Origin of the sequence: Flavobacterium ginsenosidimutans, from assembly GCF_037478105.1 — a bacterium.
Taxonomy (GTDB): Bacteria; Bacteroidota; Bacteroidia; order Flavobacteriales; family Flavobacteriaceae; genus Flavobacterium; species Flavobacterium ginsenosidimutans.
Map to the genome: position 1 here is coordinate 5,236,380 of NZ_CP147988.1, position 26,171 is coordinate 5,262,550.

Below are 26,171 nucleotides of genomic sequence, written 5' to 3' on the forward strand. Positions count from 1 at the left end.
CTTTAACAAATATATATACAAAAAAGATAGTTTTTACATTATTCTGCATTATTTAACAAAATAAATTTTAAAAAACGCAAAAACATGCAAAACATATTTTTTAAAACAATATCTTATAAGATAAAAACACCTGATTTTCTATATTCTTCCAGTTTTGCGTCATACGGATCCAAATCGGTTACAATAGTGTCTAGTTGAGTTAATTCACAAACGCCGTGTGGCATTTTAGTATTTAACTTATCTGCAGAAAACATCGAAACTACTCTATCAGAAGCTTCTATCATTGCTTTTTTGACAATTGAGATTTCGTAACCCACTTCTGTAAGTCCTTGTTTTATATTAATACTGCTGGCTCCGATGAAACAAATATCTGCTTTAATTTTAGACACAACCTGAATCACATCCATACCGATTGTTACCATTGCGTTTTTTTGCATTTTCCCACCAATAAATATTAAATCTATATTAGGATGCTGAGACAATTGCATGGCAATTGGTAAACTATACGTATATATTGTAGCCTTCAAATCGGATGGAATTAACTTTGCGAAAACTAAATTTGTACTTCCTCCACTCATTATAATAACTTGATCGTCATGAAGTAGTGACAACGCTTTTGATACGATTTTCTTTTTCTCTTCTTCTTCAGATATCGCAATGTCAAAAACATTTGCAGACTTCTCTTTAACTTGTACAGCCCCGCCATATACTTTCTCTAACAGCTTTTTACTGTCAAGTTCGTTCAAATCTCGTCGTATAGTATCTTCCGACAAATCCAGAGCCAAAGCCAAATCTGTTGTGACAACTTTTTGGTCCTCAATAAGCTTAGTCATTATATATTTATGTCTTTCGGCTTTCAGCATTTTTCTATAAAAGTTAAAGTTCATCACAAATATATCAAATATTTCAATTTATATTAGAAAACACCCTTAAAACTGCAACAGTATGCAAAATTGAAATTTTACAGATTAATCAAGTACAGATTATTTGATAATTTTTGCATTATTTTGCGTTATTTGATTTTTTTTTCTAAAAAAAGTTTTAAATAATGCATTTGTATGCAATAATTAAATATATTTGCTCAACAACCATTATAAAAACCAGATTAATCATGAAAAAATTACTTCTTATTTCAGTGTTGGTTTTGTTTATTCAAACAGCATTTGGACAAACAAAAACAATTACTGGAACTGTAAAAAGCAAAACGGACGGAATTCCAATTCCCGGAGTCAGCGTCATAATTCAAGGCACAACAAATGGCACTTCTACAGATTTTGATGGTCACTACAGCATTTCTGTAGCACCAGGAAGAACGCTAAGTTTTAGTTATATGGGATTTGAGACCCAATTAATTAAAATCGAAAATCAACAGAAAGTAAATGTTGATCTTTCAGAAAGCACTTCAAAATTAGACGAAGTAGTTGTTGTGGGTTTTGCTTCTCAGAAAAAAACCAATTTAACAGGAGCCGTTGCTAACATTGATGTAAGCAAAACTATAGGTAGCCGACCTTTAACTGACGTTAGTAAAGCATTGCAGGGAACCACACCAGGAGTAAATGTTTCTTTTAACTCTGGAAATATTAATCGTGCAGCAAATATCAATATTCGTGGAGCGGGAACTATTAATGGTTCTGATGCACCTTTAATTTTAGTTGATGGTGTTCCAACAGATTTATCGCTTATCAATCCAAATGATATCGCTACAATGTCTGTACTTAAAGATGCGGCTTCTGCTTCTATTTATGGAGCTCGTGCAGCGTTTGGGGTGGTTCTTATTACTACAAAAGGCGGAAAAACTGGAGAAGGAAAAGTAAGATTCTCTTATAGTGCAAATACTGCATTCACTAATCCGATTTCTACTTTAAAATTCTTGGATCCAACAGAAGAAATTCCTGGATTAATCGCTGCGGGAACAAGAACAGATGGTTCAACACCTGAGATTTTTGGTCAAAATTACAGTGTTTTATTAGATGGAATTAAAAACTGGAAAGAAAAATACGCAAATAACCGTACTAGTCATGAAATGGTTTATGGTGAAGATTGGGAAATAAAAAATGGTACGCCGTATTTTTACAGAGTTTGGGATGCTAATAAAGAATTATATGCAAGTGATGCGCTTCAAACAACACATAATTTATCTGCACAAGGAAATTTAGGAGATAAAAGTTCTTTCTTCGCTTCATTCGGATTAACAAACCAAGAAGGGATGTTAAGAGTGAATCAGGAAAAAAGACAAAGAGTTAATATTAATTTAGGTTTTACAACCAAATTAGCAGATTGGCTTACTGGAGATTTCAAAGTAATGACGATCAATAGCACTTACGATCAGCCATTTAACTATTATGGTGGTTCTGGAACAGATGATACAGGTTACGGAGGTTATTTTGGTTATGCGCTTCGTTGGGGACAATATTTCCCGAATTTCGGAACTTATAGAGGATATAATTTCCGTACTGCTGGAGGATATTTATCAAATGCTTCTAGAAACGAAAACAACAAACGTAATACAAGACTTAGCGCTAAATTTACAGCAGATATTACAAAAGATTTAAATCTTATTACTGAAGTAAGCACTGTAAATGAATATTACAACAGAAAACAAAATGGTGGTAAATTCTTAGCATGGGACAGCTGGTCAGCAATGCCATACGATGCTACAACAATTCAAACTGCTACACCTGCAACTCTTGAAACAGGAAACGATTATGTAGCGCAATCAAAATCTGAGTCTACTACAAATGTTGTAAACATTTATGGTAACTACAAAAAACAATTTGACAAGCATAATTTCAAATTCTTAGGAGGTTTCAACTCTGAGTGGCAAAATTTCTCTCGTAATTATGCAAGAAGAAATACGCTTTTAGATAAATCTAAACCAGAATTTAATCTTGCAGTTGGCGAGCAATTTGTTTCTGGAGCTGCAAATACTTCTTTAAACCCAGCAGAAACTGAGTACTCAATTGCAGGTTTCTTTGCTCGTGTAAATTATGACTACAACGGAATTTATCTTTTAGAATTAAATGCTCGTTATGACGGTTCGTCAAGATTCCCAACAAATGAACAATGGGGATTCTTCCCTTCTGCTTCTGTTGGATACAAAATTGTGAATGAGAAATTTATGGAAGGAACACGCAGCTGGTTAACTGATCTTAAATTGCGTGGATCTATTGGAGCAATTGGAAACCAAAACGTAGGAAATAATGCTTTCTTATCTATCATGAACGCTAAAAATCCTTCTTGGGTAAACAGCGGCACTACAATTCCTCCTTCTGCTGACTTGCCAACTAACGTGGATCCTGCATTGACTTGGGAAAAAGTATATACTAAAGATGTGGGTATCGACATTAAAATATTTGACATGTTAGGCGCTACATTTGACTGGTACCAACGTGATACAAAAGGAATGCTTGCTCCTGGTATAACTCTTCCAGGTTCATTCGGTCAGACTTCTGCACAGACAAACTCAGGAAATATGAGAACTAGAGGATGGGAATTAGGATTAAACTTTAATAAACAATTAAGCGAAAGCGCTTCTGTATTTGTTGATCTTGCTTTATCAGATTATAAATCAGTTATCACAAAATGGAATAACTCTTCTAAATTATTAGCATTAGTAACAGCTGATACAAAACCTTACTATGATGGTTATGAAATTGGCCAAATCTGGGGATTAACAAGTGACAGACTTCTTCAAGCTGATGATGTTATTACAAATAATGGTAAAACAGTAAACGGTGTTGATTACTCTAAAACAATGGGAGGTAATTTCCAATACGGAGCCGGAGATGTTCACTACGTAGATTTAGATGGTGACGGAGCTATTACACGTGGAGCTGGAACTGCTGATGATCACGGAGATTTACGTAAAATTGGAAATTCAACGCCTCGTTATAAATACGGTATTACTTTAGGTGGAAAATACAGAGGATTTGATATTTCTGCTTTCTTCCAAGGAGTTGGAAAACGTGATTACTGGGCTGCTTCTGATGCTGTTTTACCTTTCTTCAGAGCGCCTCAGCAAATGTATGCAAACCAAGCAGATTACTGGACTCCAGAAAATACAGATGCTTATTTCCCAAATCCATATTATGGAAATGAAGCAAATACTTTTGGATCAGGTACATCGGGTCAAAACAACTTTGTTACATCAACAAGATATTTATTAGACATGTCTTACTTCCGTTTAAAGAACTTTACGTTTGGATATAACTTGCCAGCAGCAATTGTGAAAAAAGCAGGATTAGAAAAAGTAAGATTGTATACTTCAGGTGAAAATTTAGTGACTTGGAAAGACAAACGTCTTCCTGTAGATCCTGAAATTGACGAAACAGAAGTTTTCTGGGGAAGAGCTTATCCTTACACAAAAACATGGTCTGTTGGTGTTGATTTATCTTTCTAATCTCTAACTATTCAAAACTTTTAAAATGAAAAAATCAAATATAAAATCTAAGTTTCTGCTAATGTTTACTGCTGTTTTATTAGCAGGAAGCGCAGTTAGCTGTTCAGATTATCTAACAGATGATCCTGCAGATAAATTTACAAACGATAACTTTTGGCAGTCAGAAGATAACGTAAAAACCTTTTCTTGGTTGAATTATGACACTTTTTATGGCTACGGAAATGGTACAACAATCGGACTTTCTTTTTTCTACTATCATGGAAGTGATTATAGAGTAGATGATAACTTGTCTGCATTTACTTTTTATCAAATGCCCGTTACAGCTGCGACTACTAATACTTATTCTTGGAATGAATATTACACACTTATTCGCCGTTGCAATCTAATGCTGGAAAAAGTGCCAACTGTAAATATGTCTACAGAAAAAAAGAACCACTACATTGGGGTTGCTAAGTTTTTCAGAGCTTATACTTATTTCCGTTTAGTGCAAAAATTTGGAGATGTGCCTTATACTGACAAATATTTAGCTCAAGGCGATCCGGAAGTTTACTCTCCTGCAATGCCTAGAGCAGAGATTATGGACAAAGTAATTGCAGAACTTCAGGAAGCAGCGGATTTAATGCTTGTAAGTGATGATAAAAACGTTACTGCAAATAAATATACCGCTTATGCAGCTTTGAGTAATGCTTGTATTTATGAAGGAACGTACAGAAAATATCATTTAGGTCAAGACGGAAGTTTATATCTTAACAAAGCCAAAGCTGCTTCATTAATGATTATGAATAACCCGAGTTATAAATTAAATGCTGATTGGAAATCTTTATACAATTCAGTTGAATTACTTGGAAATACAGAAGTGATATTGGCAAAACGTTACTTAACAAACGTTTTAATGCACTCTCTTCAAAACTATACGAATACTTCGACTATTCAATATGGTTTGACAAAATGGGCAGCAGATAGTTATGTAACAACAAACGGATTACCAATTCAACAAACTGGAAACAGTCAGTATGTTGGTGATGACAACGTTACAGATACGTTTACTAATAGAGATCCTCGTTTTGGTAAAACGGTAAATCCTGCTAATTATGGATACAAAGGAAAACCTTTTGGTACAGCAGCTTTAGTTTCAATGTCTGGATATGTATTCGAATTATACAACAACCCTGCTACAACAGGTCCAGATGTTACAACTGGAGGACGTAATTACACTGATGCTCCATTATTTACTTTAAGCGAAGTTTATTTAAATTATGCCGAAGCTTGTGCTGAATTAGGAAACGCAACAAACAGCGATCTTGATTTGTCAATCAATAAAGTTCGTGCTCGTGCAGGAATTGCGCCTTTAACTACAGACGGCGTTAATGCTTCTGCAAATGGTGTTCAAATTAATGATCCAAGAAGAACTTCTGCTTTAGAGCAAATTTCTGGAACTGTAAATCCATTAATCTGGGAAGTTCGTCGTGAGCGTCAGATTGAATTTATGAGCTGGACAACTTTAAGACAAGCTGATATTTACCGTTGGAAAAAAGGTGATTATTTAGACACTAGTAAAAATCCAGACGTAAATCTAGGCGCTAGAATTGGAACTCCAGTTGGATCGCAAACTGTTGTTGACGCAAATGGATATGTTAAAATATACCCAGCAAGTACAAGAAATTTCGAACCTAAGCATTATTTAATGAACATTCCAACGAATGACATCGACTTATATAAAGCTCAAGGTGTAGAATTAAAACAAAATCCAGGCTGGTAATTTAGTAACAGCTAAAAAATTAATACATACAAAACTACCTCCAAGATCGTTTATTTTGGAGGTAGTATTTAAAATATTCTTTTTTAAACACATCGTCAAAAGACAAAAAGACACAATCAAAATCTAGCCTGAAATAATCTAGGCAAAACAATAGTTTTTTTTAGAGTCCCCTATCTACCTAAAACATTTATATATACCAATAATATCCTTAATTTTATTAAGTCAAGTTTTTGTCTTTAACTATAAACTGTATTTAAAATGATAAAATTTATAGCAAAAAGTGCTTTTGTTGCAGCATTTCTTTTTAATACTCCGTCTTATTCAACAGTAGTGAAAACAATTGGAACTAATAGTTCTAAAGCATTCAGTTATACTGAAATTAAAACAGGAGCAGATAATTACGAAAAATATCTTCCTCTTTTAAAAGATAAAAAAGTCGGAATCGTTACCAACCAGACTGGAATTTTATCCAACAAAACACATGTTGTTGATTTTCTTTTGGAGAAAAAGATTGCCGTTCAAACTATTTTTGCTCCAGAACACGGATTTAGAGGAACAGCAGATGCGGGCGAACATATCGTTGACGGAAAAGATCAAAAAACTGGTTTGCCAATTATTTCTCTTTACGGCGACAATAAAAAACCAAAACCAGCGCAGTTATCTGGAATTGACGTTATGATTTTCGATTTGCAAGATGTTGGAGCACGATTCTACACGTATATTTCTTCACTTCATTATGTAATGGAAGCTTGTGCAGAAAATAACGTTCCGCTTATTGTTTTTGACAGACCAAATCCGAACGGTTCTATTGTTGACGGTCCGCTTTTAGAAAAAGAATTTACAAGTTTTGTGGGCATGCACCCTATTCCGCTCCTTCACGGAATGACGATTGGTGAATATGCTCAAATGGTAAATGGCGAAAAATGGCTAAAAGATGGCACTCAATGCAAATTGACTGTTATTCCATGTTTAGATTATAAACGAACAATGCCATACAGTTTATTGGTAAAGCCATCTCCAAATTTGCCTAACGATCAATCGATCAACCTTTACGCAAGTTTATGCCTTTTTGAAGGAACAAATGTGAGTATGGGACGCGGAACTGAAAAACAATTCCAAATTTATGGTTCTCCGTATTTAACCAAAACTAATTTCAGCTTTACGCCAAAACCTAACTTTGGCGCAAAAGATCCTTTATACAATGGAAAAGAATGTTTTGGTGAAGATTTAACAGCTTATCCAAAACTAAAACAGCTAGAATTAAAATGGCTTATTAAAGCTTACCAGAATACTAGTGACAAGACAAAATTCTTCAATGCTTTTTTTACGAAACTAGCAGGAACAAAAAAATTACAACAGCAAATTGAAAGCGGTGTTTCTGAAACTCAAATAAGACAAAGCTGGCAGAAAGATTTAGAAGCTTTCAAAAAAATGCGAACAAAATATCTGATTTACAAATAATCCCTTAATTCAATAATAACTCAAATTCTACTGTTTTTTCAATAAAACAGAGACTATTAATGCAAAAAAACGAAATCAATTATTCGAAAGAAGTTTGGTTTCAAAATCAAAAAAAAGAAAAATGAAAAATAAAAATCCTGAAACTGAACAAGAATCTTTGTACAAAGACTTGGATCAAATGAGCGTGAAAGAACTTCTTACTAACATTAATACAGAAGACCGAAAAGTACCAGATATTATTGAAGAACAGATTCCTAAAATCGAAAAGCTTGTAAAAGCAATTGTCAAAAAAATGCAGCTTGGCGGCCGATTATTTTATCTTGGAGCAGGAACTTCTGGGAGAATTGGAATTTTGGATGCATCTGAATGTCCGCCAACTTTTGGTGTGCCTCATGACATGATTATCGGAATTATTGCCGGTGGAGATACCGCTATTAGAAAAGCTGTAGAAAATGCTGAAGATGATACAGAACAAGCTTGGAAAGATTTAGCCAAATATGAAATCTCAAGCTTAGATTTTATTATCGGAATTGCGGCTTCTGGAAACACGCCTTACGTTTTAGGAGCTTTGAAAAAGGCCAAAGAACATAATGTAAAAACAGGAAGTATTTCTTGTATCAGCAACGGACTTATTGCTCAAGAAGCAGATTATCCAATTGAATTAATTGTAGGTCCAGAATTTTTAACTGGAAGTACCCGAATGAAATCAGGGACTGCTCAAAAACTGACTCTAAATATGATCTCAACTTCGGTTATGATTAAATTAGGAAAAGTAAAAGGCAACAAAATGGTTGACATGCAGCTTTCTAACGAAAAACTGGTAAAACGTGGCATCAAAATGATTATGGAGGAACTTGATGTGGAATATGAAATAGCCGAAGAATTACTTCACAAGCATAAAAGTGTAAGAGCCGTTTTATTAGCTCAAAAATAAAATCAGGAAATCTAAAACTATCTAAAATCTTTTATAGTTTTATAAAAGAATCAAACACCAAAAAATAAAAATGACACCAAGCACCATCCTTCTTCTAATTATCATTTATTTCGGAACATTATTCTATATTTCACACAGAGTGAGCAAGAAAGACAGCGGAAACGAAGCTTTCTTTACCGCTAATAAAAATTCAAAATGGTATTTAGTTGCTTTCGGAATGATCGGAACTGCGCTTTCTGGAGTAACTTTTATATCGGTTCCAGGAGAAGTTGGTGCTGCAAGTGGTGAACAATTCAAATATTTTCAGTTTGTTTTGGGTAATGCGCTTGGTTTTATTGTCATTACAAAATTATTGCTTCCGTTGTATTATCGAATGAATCTAACTTCGATTTACGGATATATAGAGCAAAGAATGGGAATTTTTAGCTATAAAACAGCAGCTTCTATTTTCTTGATCAGTAGAACAATTAGCTCGGCGTTTAGGCTTTATTTGGTTGTAATTGTTTTACAGCGTTTTGTGTTTGATTTCTATCATATTCCGTTTGCATTTACAGTTTTAATTTCACTATTGCTTATTTTCTCTTATACCTATAGAGGCGGATTAAAAACGATTATCATTACAGATACTTTACAGACTTTCTTTTTGGTCACTTCGGTTTTTCTAACCATTTATTTTATCTGCGATCGAATGGATTTAAGTGCCATCAGCGCTTTTGAAGAAGTAAAAAACAGTAATTATTCTAAGATATTTTTCTTTGATGATTTCATGGGAAGTAAATTCCATTTCATAAAACAAATCTTAGGCGGAATGTTTGTAACGATTGCTATGACTGGCTTGGATCAGGATTTAATGCAGAAAAATCTAAGCTGTAAAAACATTGGCGAAGCACAAAAAAATATGTTCACTTTTACAGGAATATTTGTTGTAATTAATATTTTCTTTTTGAGTGTTGGAGCGCTTTTATACATCTACGCAAATAAAAACGGAATCGCAATTCCAACTGATTTAGTTACAGGAAAACCAAGAACCGATTTACTTTTCCCAGAAATTGCTTTAAATCATTTAGCGCTTGTTCCTGCAATTGTATTTTTATTGGGAATCATTGCTGCCACTTTTGCAACTACAGATTCCGCTTTGACTGCCTTGACAACTTCTTTCTGCGTAGACTTTTTAGGAATGGACAAAGCCGAAAACAGTCATAAGAAAAACACAGTAAAAATTAGACATTTAGTACATATCAGTTTTTCTATTTTAGTGTTTTTTATCATCTTGGTCTTTAACGTAATAAACGATAGTTCTGTTGTTGGAATGATCTTTAAAGTGGCTTCTTATACTTACGGACCATTATTAGGATTATACGCTTTTGGTTTGTTCCAAAAATCTAGAAACGTGCATGATAAACTAGTCCCAATCATCTGTTTATTGTCTCCATTTTTCACTTATTTAATTAATGAAAATTCAAAACTGCTATTTGCAGGATATGTTTTTGATAACGAATTAATCGTGCTAAACGGATTAATAACTTATTTAGGATTATACATTACAAGCTCTAAAAGGAGTGACAAAATAAGCTTCTAATCAGCTTATCAATATTGATTAATCAATTTGGGTTTAATGTTAGATTCCAATTGATTTTAAAAAAAATAACATGAAAAATTCATTCATAAAAATTAGCTTATACGCCTTTTTTATCTTTTTAATTACCAATTGCGCCTCTAAAAAAAACAATAGTGTAACCGATGCAAACAAGGACATTCCTTTGAAAGACACCGTTGTTTACGTTCAAAAAAATAATACTGAAAAAAAGACTTTTTTCAAAGATTCTGATAAAGAAACAGCTTGGGTCGACAGCATTTACAACAAAATGACGGTTCAAGAAAAAATTGGACAGCTCTTTATGGTTTCGGCTTATTCCAATAAAGATTCTGTACATGCAAATCAAATCATCAAACTTATTGAAGATTACAAAATAGGAAACGTTATTTTCTTTCAAGGCGGACCAGTTCGTCAGGCGAAATTGACCAATTTATATCAATCAAAAGCAAAAGTTCCTTTGATGATTGGAATCGATGCCGAATGGGGATTAGCCATGCGACTAGATTCAACGTATCGTTATCCTTGGAATATGACATTGGGTGCGATTCAGGATTTAAATTTAATTGAAAACGTGGGAAAAAATATGGCTGCCGAAAACAAACGAATTGGCGTTCATTTTAACTTTGCTCCTGTTTTGGATATTAATACCAATCCTAAAAATCCGATTATTGGAAACCGTTCTTTTGGTGAAGACAAAGTCAATGTAAGCGAAAAAGCGATTGCTTTAATGAAAGGAATTCAAGGAAACGGCGTTTTCTGTACCGGAAAACATTTTCCTGGACACGGCGACACTTCAACCGATTCGCATAAAGCTTTACCAACCGTTAATTTTTCTAAAGAACGTCTTGAGTTAGTAGAATTATATCCGTACAAAAAATTATTTGACGAAGGTTTGGCTTCTGTAATGGTCGCGCATCTTAATATTCCAAGTTTAGAATCACAGCCAAATTGCCCTTCTTCGGCTTCCTATAATGTAGTAACCAATCTGCTTCAAAAAGAATTAGGTTTCAACGGATTGATTTTTACTGATGGTTTAGCAATGAAAGGAGCGGCTAATTTTAAAGGTCCTGGAGACTTGGAAATAGCCGTAATTTTAGCTGGAAATGATATTTTGCTTTGCCCAGAAAATGTACCTGTAGCATTTCAAAAACTAGAAGCTGCCTATAATCAAAACGTAATTACAGAAGAACGATTAGCACATTCTGTTAAAAAAATTCTTCATTTTAAATACAAAGCGGGACTAAATAAATACAAACCGATAGATTTAAATAATTTGTACGAAGATTTGAATCCGACGCAAAATGATGCTTTACATTATAAATTGTATGAAAATGCAATTACGGTTTTAAAAAATGAAAAAGAAATTCTTCCAATAAAAGATTTAAGCGAAAAAATTGCGTACATAAAATTGGGTGAAGATACCAATAGCACTTTTGTTTCGACCCTAAAAAAATATACTGAAATTACAGAAGTTAAAGATACCAATCTTGACAGTCTGAATAAGGAATTGAAAAAATTTGACAAAGTCATTATCAGTTTTCACAAAGTAAATAAACCTTGGGAAAAACAAGAATTTACACTACAAGAAATGCTTTGGCTGAAAGAAATTGCGAAACACAATAAAGTGATTTTGGATGTTTTTGCAAAACCGTATTCTCTTCTATCTATTTCAAATTTTGATGATATTGAAGGATTGGTAGTTTCCTATCAAAACTCAGATATTAGTCAGGTTGTTTCGGCAGAATTACTTTTTGGAGCCATTGAAGCCAAAGGAAAATTGCCTGTTTCTATCAATGATGCTTTTCATGTCAACGATGGTTTAACTACAGAAAAACTAAATCGCTTAGCGTTTTCAGCTCCAGAAAATGTAAATATGAATCCTGCTATTTTATCTAAAATAGATGCTGTGGCACAAAAAGCAATCGATGACAGAATGACTCCGGGAATGCAGGTTTTGGTAGCAAGAAAAGGAAGTGTCATTTTCCAGAAATCGTACGGAGCACAAACTTACGATAACGGAAAAAAAGTCACGAATACAGATTTATATGATGTTGCTTCGATCTCAAAAATGATTTCGACTCTGCCAAATGTGATGCAATTGTATGATAAAAACAAAGTCGAGCTAGACACCAAATTGAAAGACATGTTGCCTTTTTTTGCTAAAACAAATAAAGAAAATATCACTTTCAAAGAATTACTAAATCATTATGCCGGACTTCAAGCTTGGATTCCGTTTTACAAAGCAACTTTAGACAGCAACAACCAGCCTTCTGAAAAATATTACAGCAAAGTAGCTGGGCCAAATTTTACAACGAAAGTTGCTGAGAATCTTTACATTCGAAATGATTATCATGATACGATTATGAAAATCATTGCAGAAAGTCCTGTATCACATAAAAAAGAATATAAATACAGCGATTTTACTTTTATTATTCTAAAAGAATATTTAGAAAGAAAAACGCATAAAAAATTGGAAGATCTTAGCAAAGAAAATTTCTTCAGCACATTAGGAATGACAAATACGCTTTACAATCCGCTGGACAGATTTGATAAAAGCAATATTGCTCCAACTGAAATCGATAATTATTTCAGACATCAGGTAATTCAAGGTTATGTTCACGACATGGCTGCGGCAATGGAAGGTGGTGTCGCGGGTCACGCAGGAATTTTCTCGAACAGCATGGATGTTGCCAAAATGATGCAGCTGTTTTTACAAAAAGGAAATTACGGCGGAATTCAATATTTTTCTCCAGAAACTTTTGATGCTTTTAATACTTGTTATTACAAAAATCAAGGTGTTTTAAGAGGATTAGGATTTGACAAAAGAGTCCACAAAGACGGTCCAACTTGCAATTGCGTTTCTGAAGCAAGTTTTGGACATACTGGTTTTACAGGAAACATGGCTTGGGCAGATCCAGAAACCGAAATTGTTTATGTTTTCTTATCCAACAGAACTTATCCAGAAGTGGTTAACGACGAAAATAAATTAGCCAAAGGAAAAATCAGAGAAGAAATTCAGCAGATCATTCAAGACGCAATCATAAAATAAAAATTTCAAATCCCAAATTCCAAAAAATTAAATTCCAAAATTCAAATCTAAAATCTGAAATCTAAAATCTAAAATCTAACATCTAAAATATAAACCCAATGACAAAAGAACGTTTAACTTCACTCGATGTCTTTAGAGGATTTACCATTTTCTTAATGACAATTGTAAATAATCCGGGAAGCTGGTCTTCTATTTATCCGCCTTTAGAACACGCCGAATGGCATGGCTGCACGCCTACAGACTTAGTTTTCCCGTTTTTTGTTTTTATAATGGGAACTGCAATTCCGTTTGCAATGCCTGTAAAACATTTTGACGGAAGTGTTTTTAATAAAATCTTAGTTCGTTCGCTTCGAATTTTCTGTTTAGGATTGTTTTTAAGTGTTTTCAGCAGAATTCATTTATTTGGTTTAGAAGGAATTCCGTTATTAACAGTGAGATTAGCAATTGCTTTTGCTGTTGCCTATGCACTTTTAGGAAACTTTTCAATGAAAGTCAAAACCATTCTTGCAGTTGGGATCTTTATCATATTGCTTTCGCTATCTTTTAGCGGATTAGAACATTTTGAAGATACTAGAATTCCAGGCGTTTTACAGCGAATTGCAATTGTATATTTCTTTACTTCTATTTTGTATTTAAAGACAAATTTAAAAACACAGCTTTTAGTTTTAGCCGCACTTTTAATTGGATATTGGCTTTTAATGGCTTTTGTTCCCGTTCCTGGATTTGGTTCTGCCAATTTTGATAAAGGAACCAATCTTGCCGCTTGGATAGACGATACGCTTTTAAACGGACATCTATGGGCATCGTCTAAAACTTGGGATCCAGAAGGAATTTTGAGCACTTTGCCAGCAATTGGAACTGGAATTTTAGGAATGTACATTGGACAACTTCTAAATCTTTCAATCGAGAAAATTCAGATCGTGAAAAAAACAGCCATTACAGGAATTATTCTATTAATTGGCGGTTTAATTTGGAACACTTTCTTCCCAATTAATAAATCGCTTTGGACAAGTTCTTACGTTTTGTACACGGCAGGAATAGCAACAATTTCATTGACATTTTTATATTTTATAATTGATGTGAAAGGCTATAAAAAATGGACCAAACTATTCTTGATTTGGGGAGTAAACCCGATGATTGTATTTTTCTTTTCAGGAATAATTCCGAGAGTTTTAGGTTCGATAAAAGTGGCAAATCCTGAAATCGCTGGAGAAGAAATTGGACTTCAAGCCTACATTTATGATCACGGAATTATGCCTTGTTTTGAAAATCCACTTAATGCATCGTTGGCTTACGCTTTATCTTATGCCATTTTCTGGTCTTTCATTTTATGGATTTTTTACAAAAAGAAACTGATTTTTAAAGTGTAATTAAGATTATAATGAATTACCACAACGAGTTACAGTTTAATATTCCGTAGGAATATCTGGTCGGTAGAAAAAGAATATGTCATTTTGCATTGTGTTCCAGAGGAACACCTGATTTTATATAACAGCGCTCTATTTTATGAATCAAACGTTCCTACGGAACGATAAACTGCAATTACAAATTGATTCTACCTACGAAACATTCCTACGGAATGAATTAAATAATTTCAGCCAGACTTAATAGTTTGATTTGGTCATCGTTCTAACACTTATTTATGCAAGATCACTTTTCTTTTTTCTAAAAATTTTGAGAAAAGCAGTATCTTGCCGTACTAATCAAAAGCATCAGTTTCGAATTATGGATAGTCCGGTTGAAATTCCTTTTAAAAGCTTTATTCAGCTTAAGCCAGAAGAAAGCACTGCTATTTACTTGCAGATTGTTTTTGAGTTTATCAAAGCCATACAAACGGGTTTTCTTCCTGAAGGCACTAAACTTCCCGGAACCCGAATTTTGTGCAAAGTGCTTTCTGTTAATCGAAATACTTTAATCAAAGCTTTTCAAGATTTAGAATCACAAGGCTGGATAGAAACTCTTCCGAATAAAGGAACTTTTATTTTATCGCAGCAAAAACAAAAAAACAAAGCCGAATTTACGATTTCGAAAGAACAAAATTCATCTGAAGAAAATGTTGGATTTAGTTTTCAGCGTTCGACGATTCTCGAAAATCCAATAGAAATAAGCAATCTTCCGCATCAATTTAATGACGGAATGCCCGATTTAAGATTAGTTCAAACAGATGTTTTGGCCAGATTATATGTTTCGAAATTAAAAAGAAGAAAAACTTCTAAAACTTACGAACAGATAGAATTGCGTTCGCATTCGAATTTTAAAACACATTTTTCTAATTATCTGAATCTTACTCGAGGAATTCGTATTGCAACTTCTAATCTACTTACTACAAGCAGTCATGAAATTGCTTTATATTTGGTTACCAAAGTGCTTATTTCGCCCAATGATAAAGTGGTTGTGGCTTCGCCAGGTTACTATATGTCCAATATGACGCTGACGAATACTGGCGCGCAGATTATTTCCATTCCCGTAAATGATGATGGAATCGATACCAAAAAATTGAAAGAAATTTGTGAAACGACCAAAATCCGAGTTTTATATTTAACCTCCAATTATCATTATCCAACTACAATTTCGCTTAGCGCGAAAAAAAGAATCGAAGTTCTGGAATTGGCCAATCAATATGGATTTGTAATTCTAGAAGACGATTACGATTTTGATTTTCATTACGATAATAATCCAGTTCTACCTTTAGCCGCTTTCGACTCGAATCAGAAAGTGGTTTATATTGGTTCTTTTGGAAGATCGCTTCCATCAGGATTTAGTTACGGATTTGTTGCCGCTCCTGCGGAATTTATTAAAGAACTCGAAAAACATCAAAACATTCTAGAACCTAGAATTGATGTATTAAAAGAACAAGTTTTAACCGAATGGATTACCGAAGGCGAAGTGCACAGGCTTTCAAAAAAAAATAAAAAAATCTATAAAGAACGCCGTGATCATTTTGTTTCGCTTTTAAATGAAAAACTAAAAGGTAAAATCAAATTTAAGATACCGCCACGAGGATTGGCAATTTGGGTCGAATGGCTAGATCAATTTAATTTGATACAATTTCAAAAGGAATGTTCCAATCATGGTTTATTTCTCCCGAAAACCATTTTATATCAAACCAAAAATCTTACCGCAACCCGTTTAGGATTTGGACATTTAGAAAAAGAAGAAATGGAAAAGGCAGTTGCTATTTTAAGTAGCTGTTTAGCTATTATTTTGGACAATTGAAGTGATTCTGACTAATGGAAACACAGTCAATGATTCAGCTCCATAGATTCAAATGAACATCTTTATAAAACATAACCCGTGGTTGAGACCACGAGGCTATGTTTGAATATATATGCGTATAAAACAAAAAAAATGGCTGTCTTTTTCGACAGCCAATTATACAATTTATTACAAAGTTTTTTCTCTTTCCCAGAAACGATGTCTTCCTAAAGCTTTTATAAACGAAGTAGCTAGTAATTTGTCTGCGCTATTTTCACTTGTCAAAACTCCAGAATCTTTAGCTTTTATATCACTGTTGTTTTTTAAGATTTGTACTCCTTCAGCTTCAGCTGCAATAAATTTACAGTGGTGATACGCATCATTTAAAAACTCTTTTACTTCTTTTATTTTTGAAAGATCTGCAATTCCTTTTCCACTTGGAATGAAGACACCATCAAAAAGCACCGATGCCGCAATTTTATAAGTTTGCTCTACTGCAATTTCTGTTCCTTCTGCAGAAACAATAGTTCCTAGATGCGGTGCTATAATAACAGCTTTTGCCCCAGCATTTTGCAAGGCTGTTTTCATTACTTTTATAGAATCTGCATTTACACCATCAGCACATAAAAAAGCTATTTGTCGAGTTGCAATCGTATTTGAAATGGTTGGATTTTTAAGCATACTCAAAGCATCTGAACTTCCTATGTTTTGCTTTACTTTTGCAGGTTCTTGATTTCCTTCATCGTCTGCTCCTACTCCATGATTAATTGGTTTTTCAATATCTTTCGGAACTGCAATTCCTAATGTTTTAGCAACTGTTGCCGCTAAATTCGAATCGACGTAATTTAAAAGTCCGAGCATTCTTTCTCTAATCGAAACCGTTTCTACTTTTCCCAATTCAAAAGACAAAGCACTTGCAATATGATCTTGTTCTATAGGTGTCTGACTGTTGTAAAAAAGCGCTGCCTGACTAAAATGATCCGAAAAGCTTTTACTTCTTTCTCGTACTTTATGGGCATCTACTCGTTCATTGAAACTTACAAATCCGCCCTGATCCATTTTGGCTTGAAATGGGCATCCGCCTCCTAAAGAATTTGGATGATAACTCACTTTCCCTTTTGCAATTTCCTGACGCATATGTCCGTCACGCTGATTGTTGTGCATGGGCGCGATGGTTCTGTTAATTGGAATTTCATGAAAATTCGGACTTCCTAATCTTGATAATTGTGTGTCGGTATACGAAAATAATCTTCCTTGCAATAAAGGATCATTTGTAAAATCAATTCCCGGAACAATGTGTCCTGGGTGAAAAGCGACCTGTTCTGTTTCTGCAAAAAAGTTATCTGGATTTTTATTCAGAACCATTTTTCCGACAATAGTAACTGGAACTAATTCTTCTGGAACTAATTTTGTTGGATCAAGCAAATCAAAATCAAATTTATGTTCGTCGCTTTCAGGAATAATCTGAACCCCTAATTCCCATTCTGGAAAATTTCCTGCTTCTATAGCTTCCCATAAATCCAATTTATGAAAATCTGAATTTTTCCCTGATATTTTCTGTGCTTCATCCCAAGCAACTCCGTGTGTACCTAATTTTGGTTTCCAATGAAATTTTACAAAATGCGATTCGTTTTTATCATTAATAAATCTAAAAGTATGAACTCCGAAACCTTCCATCATTCTTAAACTTCTCGGAATCGCTCTATCGCTCATTACCCACATAATCATGTGCATGGATTCGGGCATTAGCGAAATAAAATCCCAAAACGTATCATGTGCCGAAGCCGCCTGCGGAATTTCGTTATGCGGTTCTGCTTTAACAGCATGAATCAAGTCTGGAAATTTCATGGCATCCTGAATAAAAAATACAGGCATATTATTTCCGACTAAATCAAAAATACCTTCCTGTGTATAAAATTTTACAGCAAAACCTCTAACATCACGAGCTAAATCGGTAGATCCTCTAGAACCAGCAACAGTCGAGAATCGAACAAAAACTGGTGTTTTGATACTCTTATCGTTTAAGAAGCCTGCTTTGGTATATTTTTCCATGCTATTGTACAATTCAAAATAACCATGCGCTCCTGAACCTCGTGCATGAACAATGCGTTCTGGAATTCTTTCGTGATCAAAATGGGTAATTTTTTCTCGTAATATGAAATCTTCTAAAAGAGAAGGGCCTCTTTCTCCTGACTTTAAAGAATTATTATTGTCGTTTATTTTAACGCCTTGGTTGGTGGTTAAAAATTCGTTCTCGGCATTTGATTTATTGTATTCTAAATCGTTCTGTTTCCCATCAGAATTGTCTTGGTTTGTTTTTTTTGAATTTTTCATTTTCTGTTGATTTTACATTTATCATTCATTCAAGGTTGTGAGGTATTTCTCAAACAATAGGCTCACAAAGTTAGAGTGCTTTTCAAGTTAAAATTTATACAATTCAGTTTAAGGATTATAACATTCGAATCACACATAAATAAAAATCAACACATTACTGATAATTATATAATTACGCATTTTAATCCTATAACAGAAAAAGTCCAGCAAAAAGTAACTTTGAAATAGAGTTTTAATTCAAAAAAGACTTAAGGTTTTTTACATTATTATTGATCTTCTATTGTTATGGAATATCATATAGTAAATATCATATAGTATGGGTAAAGGACATTTACCAATTTCGCCACTCAATACACTTATTTCAAGAGTTCTCAGTGGTGTAATTGGCATATTCAGCTGGATCATTCTATTTTTAAGTAGCCATTTATCAACCCCCAATTGACTTTAACGGTTGCGATATTCAGCTGTTCTTTGCCCATATTATTTTGCAGCTAACTTTCTAACACCCGCAAAAGCTTATGTCATTGTCAAAATACCATCAGAAAAGAGATTTTAAACAAACCCGTGAACCCAAAGGAAAGGTTGAAAAATCGGTAAATGAACTGATTTTTGTTGTGCAGAAACATGCCGCATCACATCTTCATTATGATTTCAGGCTGGAAATGGATGGCGTTTTAAAAAGCTGGGCAGTGCCAAAAGGTCCGTCGATGGATCCTGAAGTAAAACGTCTCGCCATGATGGTCGAAGATCATCCATACAGTTATAAAGATTTTGAAGGCACAATTCCAGAAGGAAATTATGGCGCTGGAAATGTAATTGTGTGGGATAACGGAACTTATACTTCTGATGAAAAAACAGCTTCTGACGAAAAACAGCTATTAAGTGATTTAGCAAAAGGACGTTTGAGTTTTGTTTTAAAAGGCAAAAAACTGAAAGGTGAATTTTCCTTGGTTAAACTTCACGGCAAACAAGAAAATGCCTGGCTTTTAATCAAGAAAAATGATAAATATGCTTCTACTGAAGATATTTTAGAAAAAAATAAATCTGTCATTTCTAAAAGAAGTTTGGAACAGCTGATAGAAAAATCTGAAAAACTCGCTTCAAAAACAGAAGAGAAAACAGAAGAGAAAACAGAAGAGAAAACAGTTGAGAAAAAAGCGGTAAAAAAAAAGTCTAATCCGAAAGTTGAAATAGCTGAGTTTATAAAACCTATGCTTGCCAGCGTACGCGAAGAACCTTTTGACGATGACGAATGGATTTTCGAAAATAAATACGACGGTTACAGAACGATTGCGGTTATAAATGGTCAGCAAGTAGATTTATTCAGCAGAAATAAACTTTCTTTTAATTCTAATTTCAAACCTATTGCCGAGGAATTAAAACAAATAGATCATACAGTCGTTCTGGACGGCGAAGTGGTAGTGGAGAATGATTCTGGAAAAGCCGATTTCCAGCTGCTACAAAACTATATGAAAACCGGAATTGGAAATCTAAAATATTACGTTTTTGATTTATTGAATTTGGACGGAAATCTCATTACCGAACTATCTCTTTTGGAGCGAAAAGAACTGCTTAAAATTCTCTTTAATAAATATCCATTTTCGAATGTTTTTTATTCTGAACATACTATTGGCGACGGAATAAAACAATTTGAACAAGCAATTAAAAATAAAACCGAAGGAATCATTGCAAAAAGAGCTGACAGTACTTATGCGATAAATAGAAGAAGTACAAACTGGCTTAAAATAAAAACAGCAAATGAAGAAGAAGCTATAATTATTGGAATCACAGAACCTAAAAATTCTAGAAAATATTTTGGTGCGCTTCTTCTCGGTCAATATGAAGGTAAAAAATTGAAATATATTGGCAAATGCGGAACTGGTTTTACAGAAGCTATTCTTAAAGAATTATATACTAAACTAAAACCACATTTTATTGAAAAATCGCCGCTTGATGAAAAAATTCCGTTGCGTGATCCGATTCAATGGGTTAAACCCAAAGTCGTTTGTCAGGTAAAATTTTCGGAGTGGACGCAAGATCAGCATTTGAGGCATCCTGTTTATCTTGGGATCAGGATTGATAAAAAAGCGGAGAATGTCAATTATAATAAAAATGGAGATTCTAATTTAATTGAAATGGGAGAACTAAATAAACACAAAACTGAAAATGATTACGATTTAAAAATTGGCAAAACGACCTTGCATTTGACCAATCAGAATAAAATTTATTTTCCGAAAGACAAGATTACAAAAGGTGATATTGTGCAATATTATAATGAAGTTTCTTCGTTGATTCTGCCGTATTTAAAAGACCGCCCAGAATCGATGAACCGTTTCCCAAACGGAATTGATTCTCCTAGTTTTTACCAAAAAGATGTTGATGTAGATAAAATTCCGAAATGGCTTAAAACCAAAAAAATCTTCTCAGAATCGAATAATGCCAACATTGATTATCTTATTTGCAATAATAAAGAAACACTAATTTATATGGCCAATTTAGGCTGTATTGAAATGAATCCGTGGAATTCGACCATTAAACATATCCAGAATCCAGATTGGCTAGTAATTGATTTAGACCCCGCAAAAGACGATTTTAAACAAGTCGTTCAAACTGCTTTAGTCGTAAAAGAAGTTTTAGACGAATTGGAAACCGAATGTTTGTGTAAAACATCAGGCGCTTCGGGACTTCATATCTACATTCCGCTTGGTGCGCAATACGATTATGATTCTATAAAAATTCTAGGCGAATTGATTGCCAAAGAAGTCCAATCCAGACTTCCTGATATCACGACGGTTGATAGAAGCATCAAAAAGAGAAACAACAAACTATATATCGATTTTTTGCAAAACCGACGCGGACAAACTTTGGCAGCGCCGTATTCTGTTCGTCCAAAACCTGGCGCAACAGTTTCTACGCCTTTAGAATGGAGTGAAGTAAATGAAAAACTGCATCCGTCGCAATTTACTATCAAAAATGTCTTGAAACGTTTTGAGAAAAAAGGCGATTTATGGAAACCTGTTTTATTGAAAGGAGCGAATATCAAAAAGATCATTCACAAATTGGAAAATAGTCAAAACAGTTAAGAAGACTTTTTCTTTTTGTTTTCGAGACTGGCTTTTAGCATCGACATTAAATCGTCACTTTGTTTATGCACGACTTTTAATTTTGGAGCTGCTTTTTGTGGTTTTCCTTTGGCTTTATTTTTAATAATATCCAAGAGCTTGGCGGTATATTCGTCTTTAAAACCAGAAATATCAAATTTCTCTGTCAGCTGATCAATTAATTTTTCTGCCATGTCCATTTCTTTTGTAGACTTTTTTGACATTGGCGGAAGCTTTAATTCTGCTGTGCTTCGAATTTCTTGCTCGAAACGAATTCGGTTTAAAACAATAACATTTTTGTACGGTTTTAAAATGGCCAGACTTTCTTTATTTCGCAGAACAAATCTTGTAACGCCCACTTTTCCAGAAGCTTCAAGCGCATCACGAAGCAATCCGTAGGCATTCATCGCGCCTTTGTCTGGTTCGAGATAATAGGGCTGTTCGTAATAAATACTTTGGATTTCTTTTTCGAAAGCAAAACTTTCAATATCAATTGTTTTAGTTTTAATGGCATCCGCGGCTTCAAAATCGGAATCTTCTAAAATGACATATTTGTCATCGAGTTTGTAGCCTTTCACAATGTTCGCAAAATCAACTTCTTTTCCTGTATCTTCATTTATACGTTTAAATTTGATATTGGCGTAATCTTTCGCGTCAAGCATATCCATATCTAAACTGCTTTCCTGCACCGCCGAAAACATTTTTATCGGAATATTAATTAATCCAAAACTTACTGAACCTGTCCAAATCGCTCTCATGGCTTTTGTTTTAAAATTGAATATTAAATTTAGCTAAGCCAAAAGACATAAACCTTACAAAATCAACGATTTGTTTTATAAAATTCTTCTCAAAAATATCAACCGTAAGGTGATAAAAACAATTTCACAATTCACAATTCACAATTCACCATTCACAATTAATAATAAATATTCAGTATTATTTTTGATTTCGAGCTATCGATAATTTTTTCCAATTTTTTAAAAAAAGCGTCACTAACCATTGGACAACCCTGACTATTATAAATATAATAATCCTGTTCTTCATCTGGCACGGCTGAATAAGGATGTAGTACAATGGCTCTTTTTTCGGCATTGCTATTCGATTCATCTAAACCAGAAAGTCTGTACGATTTGCCAAACATTCCTCGATACGATTTACCGATTACATAATTCCCTAAAGAAGTACATCTTGAATTAGGTTCGTTACTGAATTTTAATTCTCCTCTTCTATTTGTTTCAGAACCAGACCCGTTTGCAACGAGACCTTCTTCTAAAATTTTATTGTTTTCAAGATCGTAAACAAAAAACCGGTTTTTACCCGATTTGATTTTCATATCAATAAAAAAAGCAATTTTAGAATTGTAGGTATTATTTTTTGCAATAGCTGCTTTTACTTCTTCAATCTGTGCATTAAAACGTTCCATTTCTGGACTTAAAGGCGGTATTTCTTTTTTATTTTCATTTGGAGTTCCCAAAAAACCAATAAATAAAAATAAAGTCAAATTAAAGATTTTCATAATAATTGTTCTTAGAAATTAACAGAACAAAATTAGTTTGCCGTTAAAAAACAAATTATCACTACAAGACTGAAAAACAACACAATACGACTTTTGTATATAAAAAGAGACAGATGATTCTTCTATCATCTGTCTCTTTTTGTTTCAGGTTTCAAGTTTCAAGTTACAGGTTAAAAACTCATAACTTATAACTTATAACTCATAATTGTTTACCATCCTTTTACAGCACCGCCTTTAAATTCTCGTTCAGCTGCTTTTTCTACTTCTGGAGATTGGAATGCTTGTAAAAACTGTTTTACTTTTTCTTCGTTTTTATTGTCTTCGCGGCTCACCACCAAATTTACATAAGGAGAATCTTTATCTTCAACAAACAAAGCGTCACGAGATGGAACCAATCCAGCAGCAGAAGCAAAAGTATTGTTGATGATTGCAATAGAAACATTTTGGTCGTCTAAGGCACGAGGCAATTGAGGAGCTTCTAATTCTAAAATTTTTAAGTTTTTAGGATTGCTCACAATGTCTGTTACTTTTGGCAATAAACCAACGCCCTCTTTTAATTTCAATAATCCGTTTTTCTGTAAAAGCAATAATGAACGCCCGCCGTTTGTTGGATCATTTGGAATAATAATGGTGCTTTCGTTTTTCAATTCAGAAAGGCTTTTTATTTTTTTAGAATATCCAGCAATCGGATAAACAAATGTATTTCCGATAATAGCCAATTTGTAACCTCTTTGTTTTGATTGCTCGTCTAAATATGGTTTGTGCTGAAAAGCATTGGCATCAATATCACCTTGGCTTAAAGCTTCATTTGGAATTACATAATCGTTAAAAGAAACCAATTCTACTTCTAAACCGAATTTTTCTTTGGCTACTTTTTTTGCTGCTTCAGCCACTTTTAATTCAGGTCCAGAAGCTACTCCTACTTTTATAAAATGAGGATCATTATTTTTACTTTTTCCGCAATTTGATAAAACAAGCGCCAAAGCCAAAACTCCAGCAGATTTTAAAATATTAAGTTTCATATTTTTTTAATTGTAAAATGTTAATTATTAATTGTCAATTGATGACTATCTATGATCAAATCTTTTTGATAATTTGTCTCCCGCAAACTGAATTATGAATACTAAGATTACCAATAAAGCTAGAACAGAATTCATCGTTACAGCATCATAACCAATATATCCGTATTGATAACCAACTTGCCCTAATCCGCCTGCTCCAACAGCTCCACCCATTGCAGAATAACCAACAAGCGTGATTAAAGTAATTGAAGCCGCATTGATTAAAGATGGCAAAGCTTCTGGCAATAAAACTTTGTAAACGATTTGGAATGGCGTTGCTCCTAATGCTCTTGCTGCCTCAATTAATCCTGACGGAAGACTTAGCAAGCTATTTTCGACCAAACGGGCAATAAATGGCGCCGCACCAATGCTTAACGGAACCAAAGCTGCACTCACACCAATTGAAGTTCCAACAATCGCACGTGTAAACGGAATCATCCAAACGATTAAAATAATAAATGGAATAGAACGAAAAACATTTACCACAATTGATAATGTTCTGTTTAAAACAGGCTGTTCTAAAATCTGGTTTTTACGAGTTAGAAACAATAAAATTCCTGTTGGAAGTCCCAATAAAAAACCGAAAAAGCCCGATACAAAAGTCATAACAATGGTTTCCCATGTTCCTTTTAACAATAAATCTATAATAGAATCAGACATAACCTATAATTTCTGTTTTAATGTGTTTTGAATTAAAATATTGAATTGCTGCGTCGTAATTTTCGCGTTTACCTGAAAGTTCAATCAGCATTACACCAAAATTCACTTCGCCAGCCTGATCCATTTGTGCGCTTACAATTTTGAAATCGGTATCAAAAAGTCTTGAAACTTCTGAGATAACAGGCTCGTTAACTGATTTTCCTGTCATTTCCAGTTTCAATAACGGATTCAGATTTCCGTTGTCTTCTTTTTGTAATTTTTCCTGATAAACAGATGGAACTTCAATATGAAGCGAAGAAGAAATAAACTCTCTTGTCAGTTCATGTTTTGGATCTGCAAAAATTTCTCCAACACTTCCCTGCTCTATTAATTTTCCGTGACTGATTACCGCCACTTCATCACAAATAGATTTTACAACTTCCATTTGGTGTGTAATCAATAAAACGGTAATATTTAGACGTTTGTTAATGTCTTTCAATAAATTTAAAATCGATCTTGTTGTTGCTGGATCAAGCGCGCTTGTAGCTTCATCACAAAGCAAAACTTTCGGATTATTTGCCAAAGTTCTTGCAATCGCAACTCTCTGTTTTTGTCCGCCCGAAAGACTTGCAGGATAATCGTTTGCTTTTTCGGCTAATCCAACCAATTGCAATAATTCTAAAACACGAGTTTTGATTTCAGCTTTTGAGGTTCCAGCCAATTCTAATGGAAAAGCAACATTTTCGTAAACCGTTCTAGAAGAAAGTAAATTGAAATGCTGAAAAATCATTCCGATTTGTCTTCTTTCAATCGCCAATTCTGCGTTTGATAATTGCATCAAAGCTTTTCCATCAACAATGATTTCACCAGAAGTTGGCCTTTCCAACAAATTGACACAACGAATCAGTGTACTTTTTCCTGCTCCAGAAGTTCCAATTACCCCAAAAATTTTCCCTTCAGGAACTCTAAGCGAGACATCAGACAAAGCAGCAACAATTCTGTCTTTCTGATGAAAAGTTTTGGTTACATTTTTTAATTCAATCATTTTTAAAAGTTTAAAAACAAAAAAGCCTTTCAACTATATATGAAAGGCTTTTTTGAAATAAATAACATTATTTTATATATA

General features: G+C 33.9%; 16 protein-coding genes. 9 read left to right on the forward strand and 7 right to left on the reverse strand.

Going from position 1 to position 26,171, the window contains the following annotated elements:
* Nucleotides 1-113 precede the first annotated feature (113 nt).
* A complete protein-coding gene (locus tag V6624_RS22395; protein ID WP_317048484.1) occupies nucleotides 114-887 on the reverse strand; it encodes a DeoR/GlpR family DNA-binding transcription regulator in 774 nt (257 codons plus the stop codon).
* A 224-nt stretch (nucleotides 888-1,111) separates the two neighbouring features.
* Between V6624_RS22395 and V6624_RS22400 the strand changes: the two genes are divergently transcribed.
* The 8 genes from V6624_RS22400 (at nucleotide 1,112) to V6624_RS22435 (ending at nucleotide 16,415) form a co-directional block, all read left to right on the forward strand.
* Nucleotides 1,112-4,399, forward strand: coding sequence for a TonB-dependent receptor (locus tag V6624_RS22400; RefSeq protein ID WP_338840274.1), 3,288 nt, complete (start codon nucleotides 1,112-1,114; stop codon nucleotides 4,397-4,399).
* Nucleotides 4,400-4,424: 25 nt separating this feature from the next.
* Entirely contained in the window at nucleotides 4,425-6,158 is a 1,734-nt protein-coding gene (locus tag V6624_RS22405) for a RagB/SusD family nutrient uptake outer membrane protein (protein ID WP_338840276.1), read from the forward strand.
* Between the two features lie 258 nt (nucleotides 6,159-6,416).
* Nucleotides 6,417-7,619, forward strand: a complete 1,203-nt coding sequence (locus tag V6624_RS22410) for a DUF1343 domain-containing protein (RefSeq protein ID WP_338840278.1) — start codon at nucleotides 6,417-6,419, stop codon at nucleotides 7,617-7,619.
* A 121-nt stretch (nucleotides 7,620-7,740) separates the two neighbouring features.
* A complete protein-coding gene (murQ, locus tag V6624_RS22415; RefSeq protein ID WP_338840279.1) occupies nucleotides 7,741-8,553 on the forward strand; it encodes an N-acetylmuramic acid 6-phosphate etherase in 813 nt (270 codons plus the stop codon).
* Nucleotides 8,554-8,623: 70 nt separating this feature from the next.
* Nucleotides 8,624-10,132, forward strand: a complete 1,509-nt coding sequence (locus tag V6624_RS22420) for a sodium:solute symporter (protein WP_111288780.1) — start codon at nucleotides 8,624-8,626, stop codon at nucleotides 10,130-10,132.
* A gap of 70 nt (nucleotides 10,133-10,202) precedes the next feature.
* The gene (locus tag V6624_RS22425) at nucleotides 10,203-13,199 is read left to right on the forward strand and encodes a glycoside hydrolase family 3 N-terminal domain-containing protein (RefSeq protein WP_338840280.1); all 2,997 of its coding nucleotides are present in this window, start codon (nucleotides 10,203-10,205) and stop codon (nucleotides 13,197-13,199) included.
* Nucleotides 13,200-13,297: 98 nt separating this feature from the next.
* Nucleotides 13,298-14,569, forward strand: a complete 1,272-nt coding sequence (locus tag V6624_RS22430) for an acyltransferase family protein (protein WP_338840281.1) — start codon at nucleotides 13,298-13,300, stop codon at nucleotides 14,567-14,569.
* A 304-nt stretch (nucleotides 14,570-14,873) separates the two neighbouring features.
* The gene (locus tag V6624_RS22435) at nucleotides 14,874-16,415 is read left to right on the forward strand and encodes a PLP-dependent aminotransferase family protein (RefSeq protein ID WP_338840282.1); all 1,542 of its coding nucleotides are present in this window, start codon (nucleotides 14,874-14,876) and stop codon (nucleotides 16,413-16,415) included.
* Nucleotides 16,416-16,583: 168 nt separating this feature from the next.
* On the opposite strand, the gene V6624_RS22440 is transcribed toward V6624_RS22435, so the two are convergent.
* Complete coding sequence (locus V6624_RS22440; RefSeq protein WP_338840283.1) at nucleotides 16,584-18,728, reverse strand: catalase; 2,145 nt, start codon at nucleotides 18,726-18,728, stop codon at nucleotides 16,584-16,586.
* Between the two features lie 518 nt (nucleotides 18,729-19,246).
* Here V6624_RS22440 and ligD point away from each other — a divergent pair.
* Nucleotides 19,247-21,811: a DNA ligase D gene (gene ligD / locus V6624_RS22445; RefSeq protein WP_111288790.1), complete on the forward strand. Its 2,565-nt coding sequence runs from the start codon at nucleotides 19,247-19,249 to the stop codon at nucleotides 21,809-21,811.
* On the opposite strand, the gene V6624_RS22450 is transcribed toward ligD, so the two are convergent.
* From V6624_RS22450 to metN, 5 genes are all read right to left on the reverse strand, one after another.
* Nucleotides 21,808-22,587 (reverse strand): Ku protein, encoded by a 780-nt coding sequence (locus V6624_RS22450; protein WP_111288792.1) that lies wholly within the window; start codon nucleotides 22,585-22,587, stop codon nucleotides 21,808-21,810. The genes ligD and V6624_RS22450 overlap by 4 nt on opposite strands.
* Before the next feature lie 158 nt (nucleotides 22,588-22,745).
* Complete coding sequence (locus tag V6624_RS22455) at nucleotides 22,746-23,345, reverse strand: murein L,D-transpeptidase catalytic domain-containing protein (protein WP_111288794.1); 600 nt, start codon at nucleotides 23,343-23,345, stop codon at nucleotides 22,746-22,748.
* Between the two features lie 209 nt (nucleotides 23,346-23,554).
* The gene (metQ, locus tag V6624_RS22460; RefSeq protein ID WP_111288796.1) at nucleotides 23,555-24,367 is read right to left on the reverse strand and encodes a methionine ABC transporter substrate-binding lipoprotein MetQ; all 813 of its coding nucleotides are present in this window, start codon (nucleotides 24,365-24,367) and stop codon (nucleotides 23,555-23,557) included.
* 45 nt (nucleotides 24,368-24,412) lie between these two features.
* Nucleotides 24,413-25,066 (reverse strand): methionine ABC transporter permease MetI, encoded by a 654-nt coding sequence (locus V6624_RS22465; RefSeq protein ID WP_338840284.1) that lies wholly within the window; start codon nucleotides 25,064-25,066, stop codon nucleotides 24,413-24,415.
* The gene (gene metN, locus V6624_RS22470; protein ID WP_338840285.1) at nucleotides 25,059-26,090 is read right to left on the reverse strand and encodes a methionine ABC transporter ATP-binding protein MetN; all 1,032 of its coding nucleotides are present in this window, start codon (nucleotides 26,088-26,090) and stop codon (nucleotides 25,059-25,061) included. Before metN ends, V6624_RS22465 begins: the two co-directional genes overlap by 8 nt.
* Nucleotides 26,091-26,171 lie beyond the last annotated feature (81 nt).

Excerpts from the sequence above, each read along its gene's own strand:
- V6624_RS22395 (WP_317048484.1), bottom strand. The coding sequence starts at position 887 with ATGAACTTTAACTTTTATAGAAAAATGCTGAAAGCCGAAAGACATAAA.
- V6624_RS22400 (WP_338840274.1), top strand. The coding sequence starts at position 1,112 with ATGAAAAAATTACTTCTTATTTCAGTGTTGGTTTTGTTTATTCAAACA.
- V6624_RS22405 (WP_338840276.1), top strand. The coding sequence starts at position 4,425 with ATGAAAAAATCAAATATAAAATCTAAGTTTCTGCTAATGTTTACTGCT.
- V6624_RS22410 (WP_338840278.1), top strand. The coding sequence starts at position 6,417 with ATGATAAAATTTATAGCAAAAAGTGCTTTTGTTGCAGCATTTCTTTTT.
- murQ (WP_338840279.1), top strand. The coding sequence starts at position 7,741 with ATGAAAAATAAAAATCCTGAAACTGAACAAGAATCTTTGTACAAAGAC.
- V6624_RS22420 (WP_111288780.1), top strand. The coding sequence starts at position 8,624 with ATGACACCAAGCACCATCCTTCTTCTAATTATCATTTATTTCGGAACA.
- V6624_RS22425 (WP_338840280.1), top strand. The coding sequence starts at position 10,203 with ATGAAAAATTCATTCATAAAAATTAGCTTATACGCCTTTTTTATCTTT.
- V6624_RS22430 (WP_338840281.1), top strand. The coding sequence starts at position 13,298 with ATGACAAAAGAACGTTTAACTTCACTCGATGTCTTTAGAGGATTTACC.
- V6624_RS22440 (WP_338840283.1), bottom strand. The coding sequence starts at position 18,728 with ATGAAAAATTCAAAAAAAACAAACCAAGACAATTCTGATGGGAAACAG.
- ligD (WP_111288790.1), top strand. The coding sequence starts at position 19,247 with ATGTCATTGTCAAAATACCATCAGAAAAGAGATTTTAAACAAACCCGT.
- V6624_RS22450 (WP_111288792.1), bottom strand. The coding sequence starts at position 22,587 with ATGAGAGCGATTTGGACAGGTTCAGTAAGTTTTGGATTAATTAATATT.
- V6624_RS22455 (WP_111288794.1), bottom strand. The coding sequence starts at position 23,345 with ATGAAAATCTTTAATTTGACTTTATTTTTATTTATTGGTTTTTTGGGA.
- metQ (WP_111288796.1), bottom strand. The coding sequence starts at position 24,367 with ATGAAACTTAATATTTTAAAATCTGCTGGAGTTTTGGCTTTGGCGCTT.
- V6624_RS22465 (WP_338840284.1), bottom strand. The coding sequence starts at position 25,066 with ATGTCTGATTCTATTATAGATTTATTGTTAAAAGGAACATGGGAAACC.
- metN (WP_338840285.1), bottom strand. The coding sequence starts at position 26,090 with ATGATTGAATTAAAAAATGTAACCAAAACTTTTCATCAGAAAGACAGA.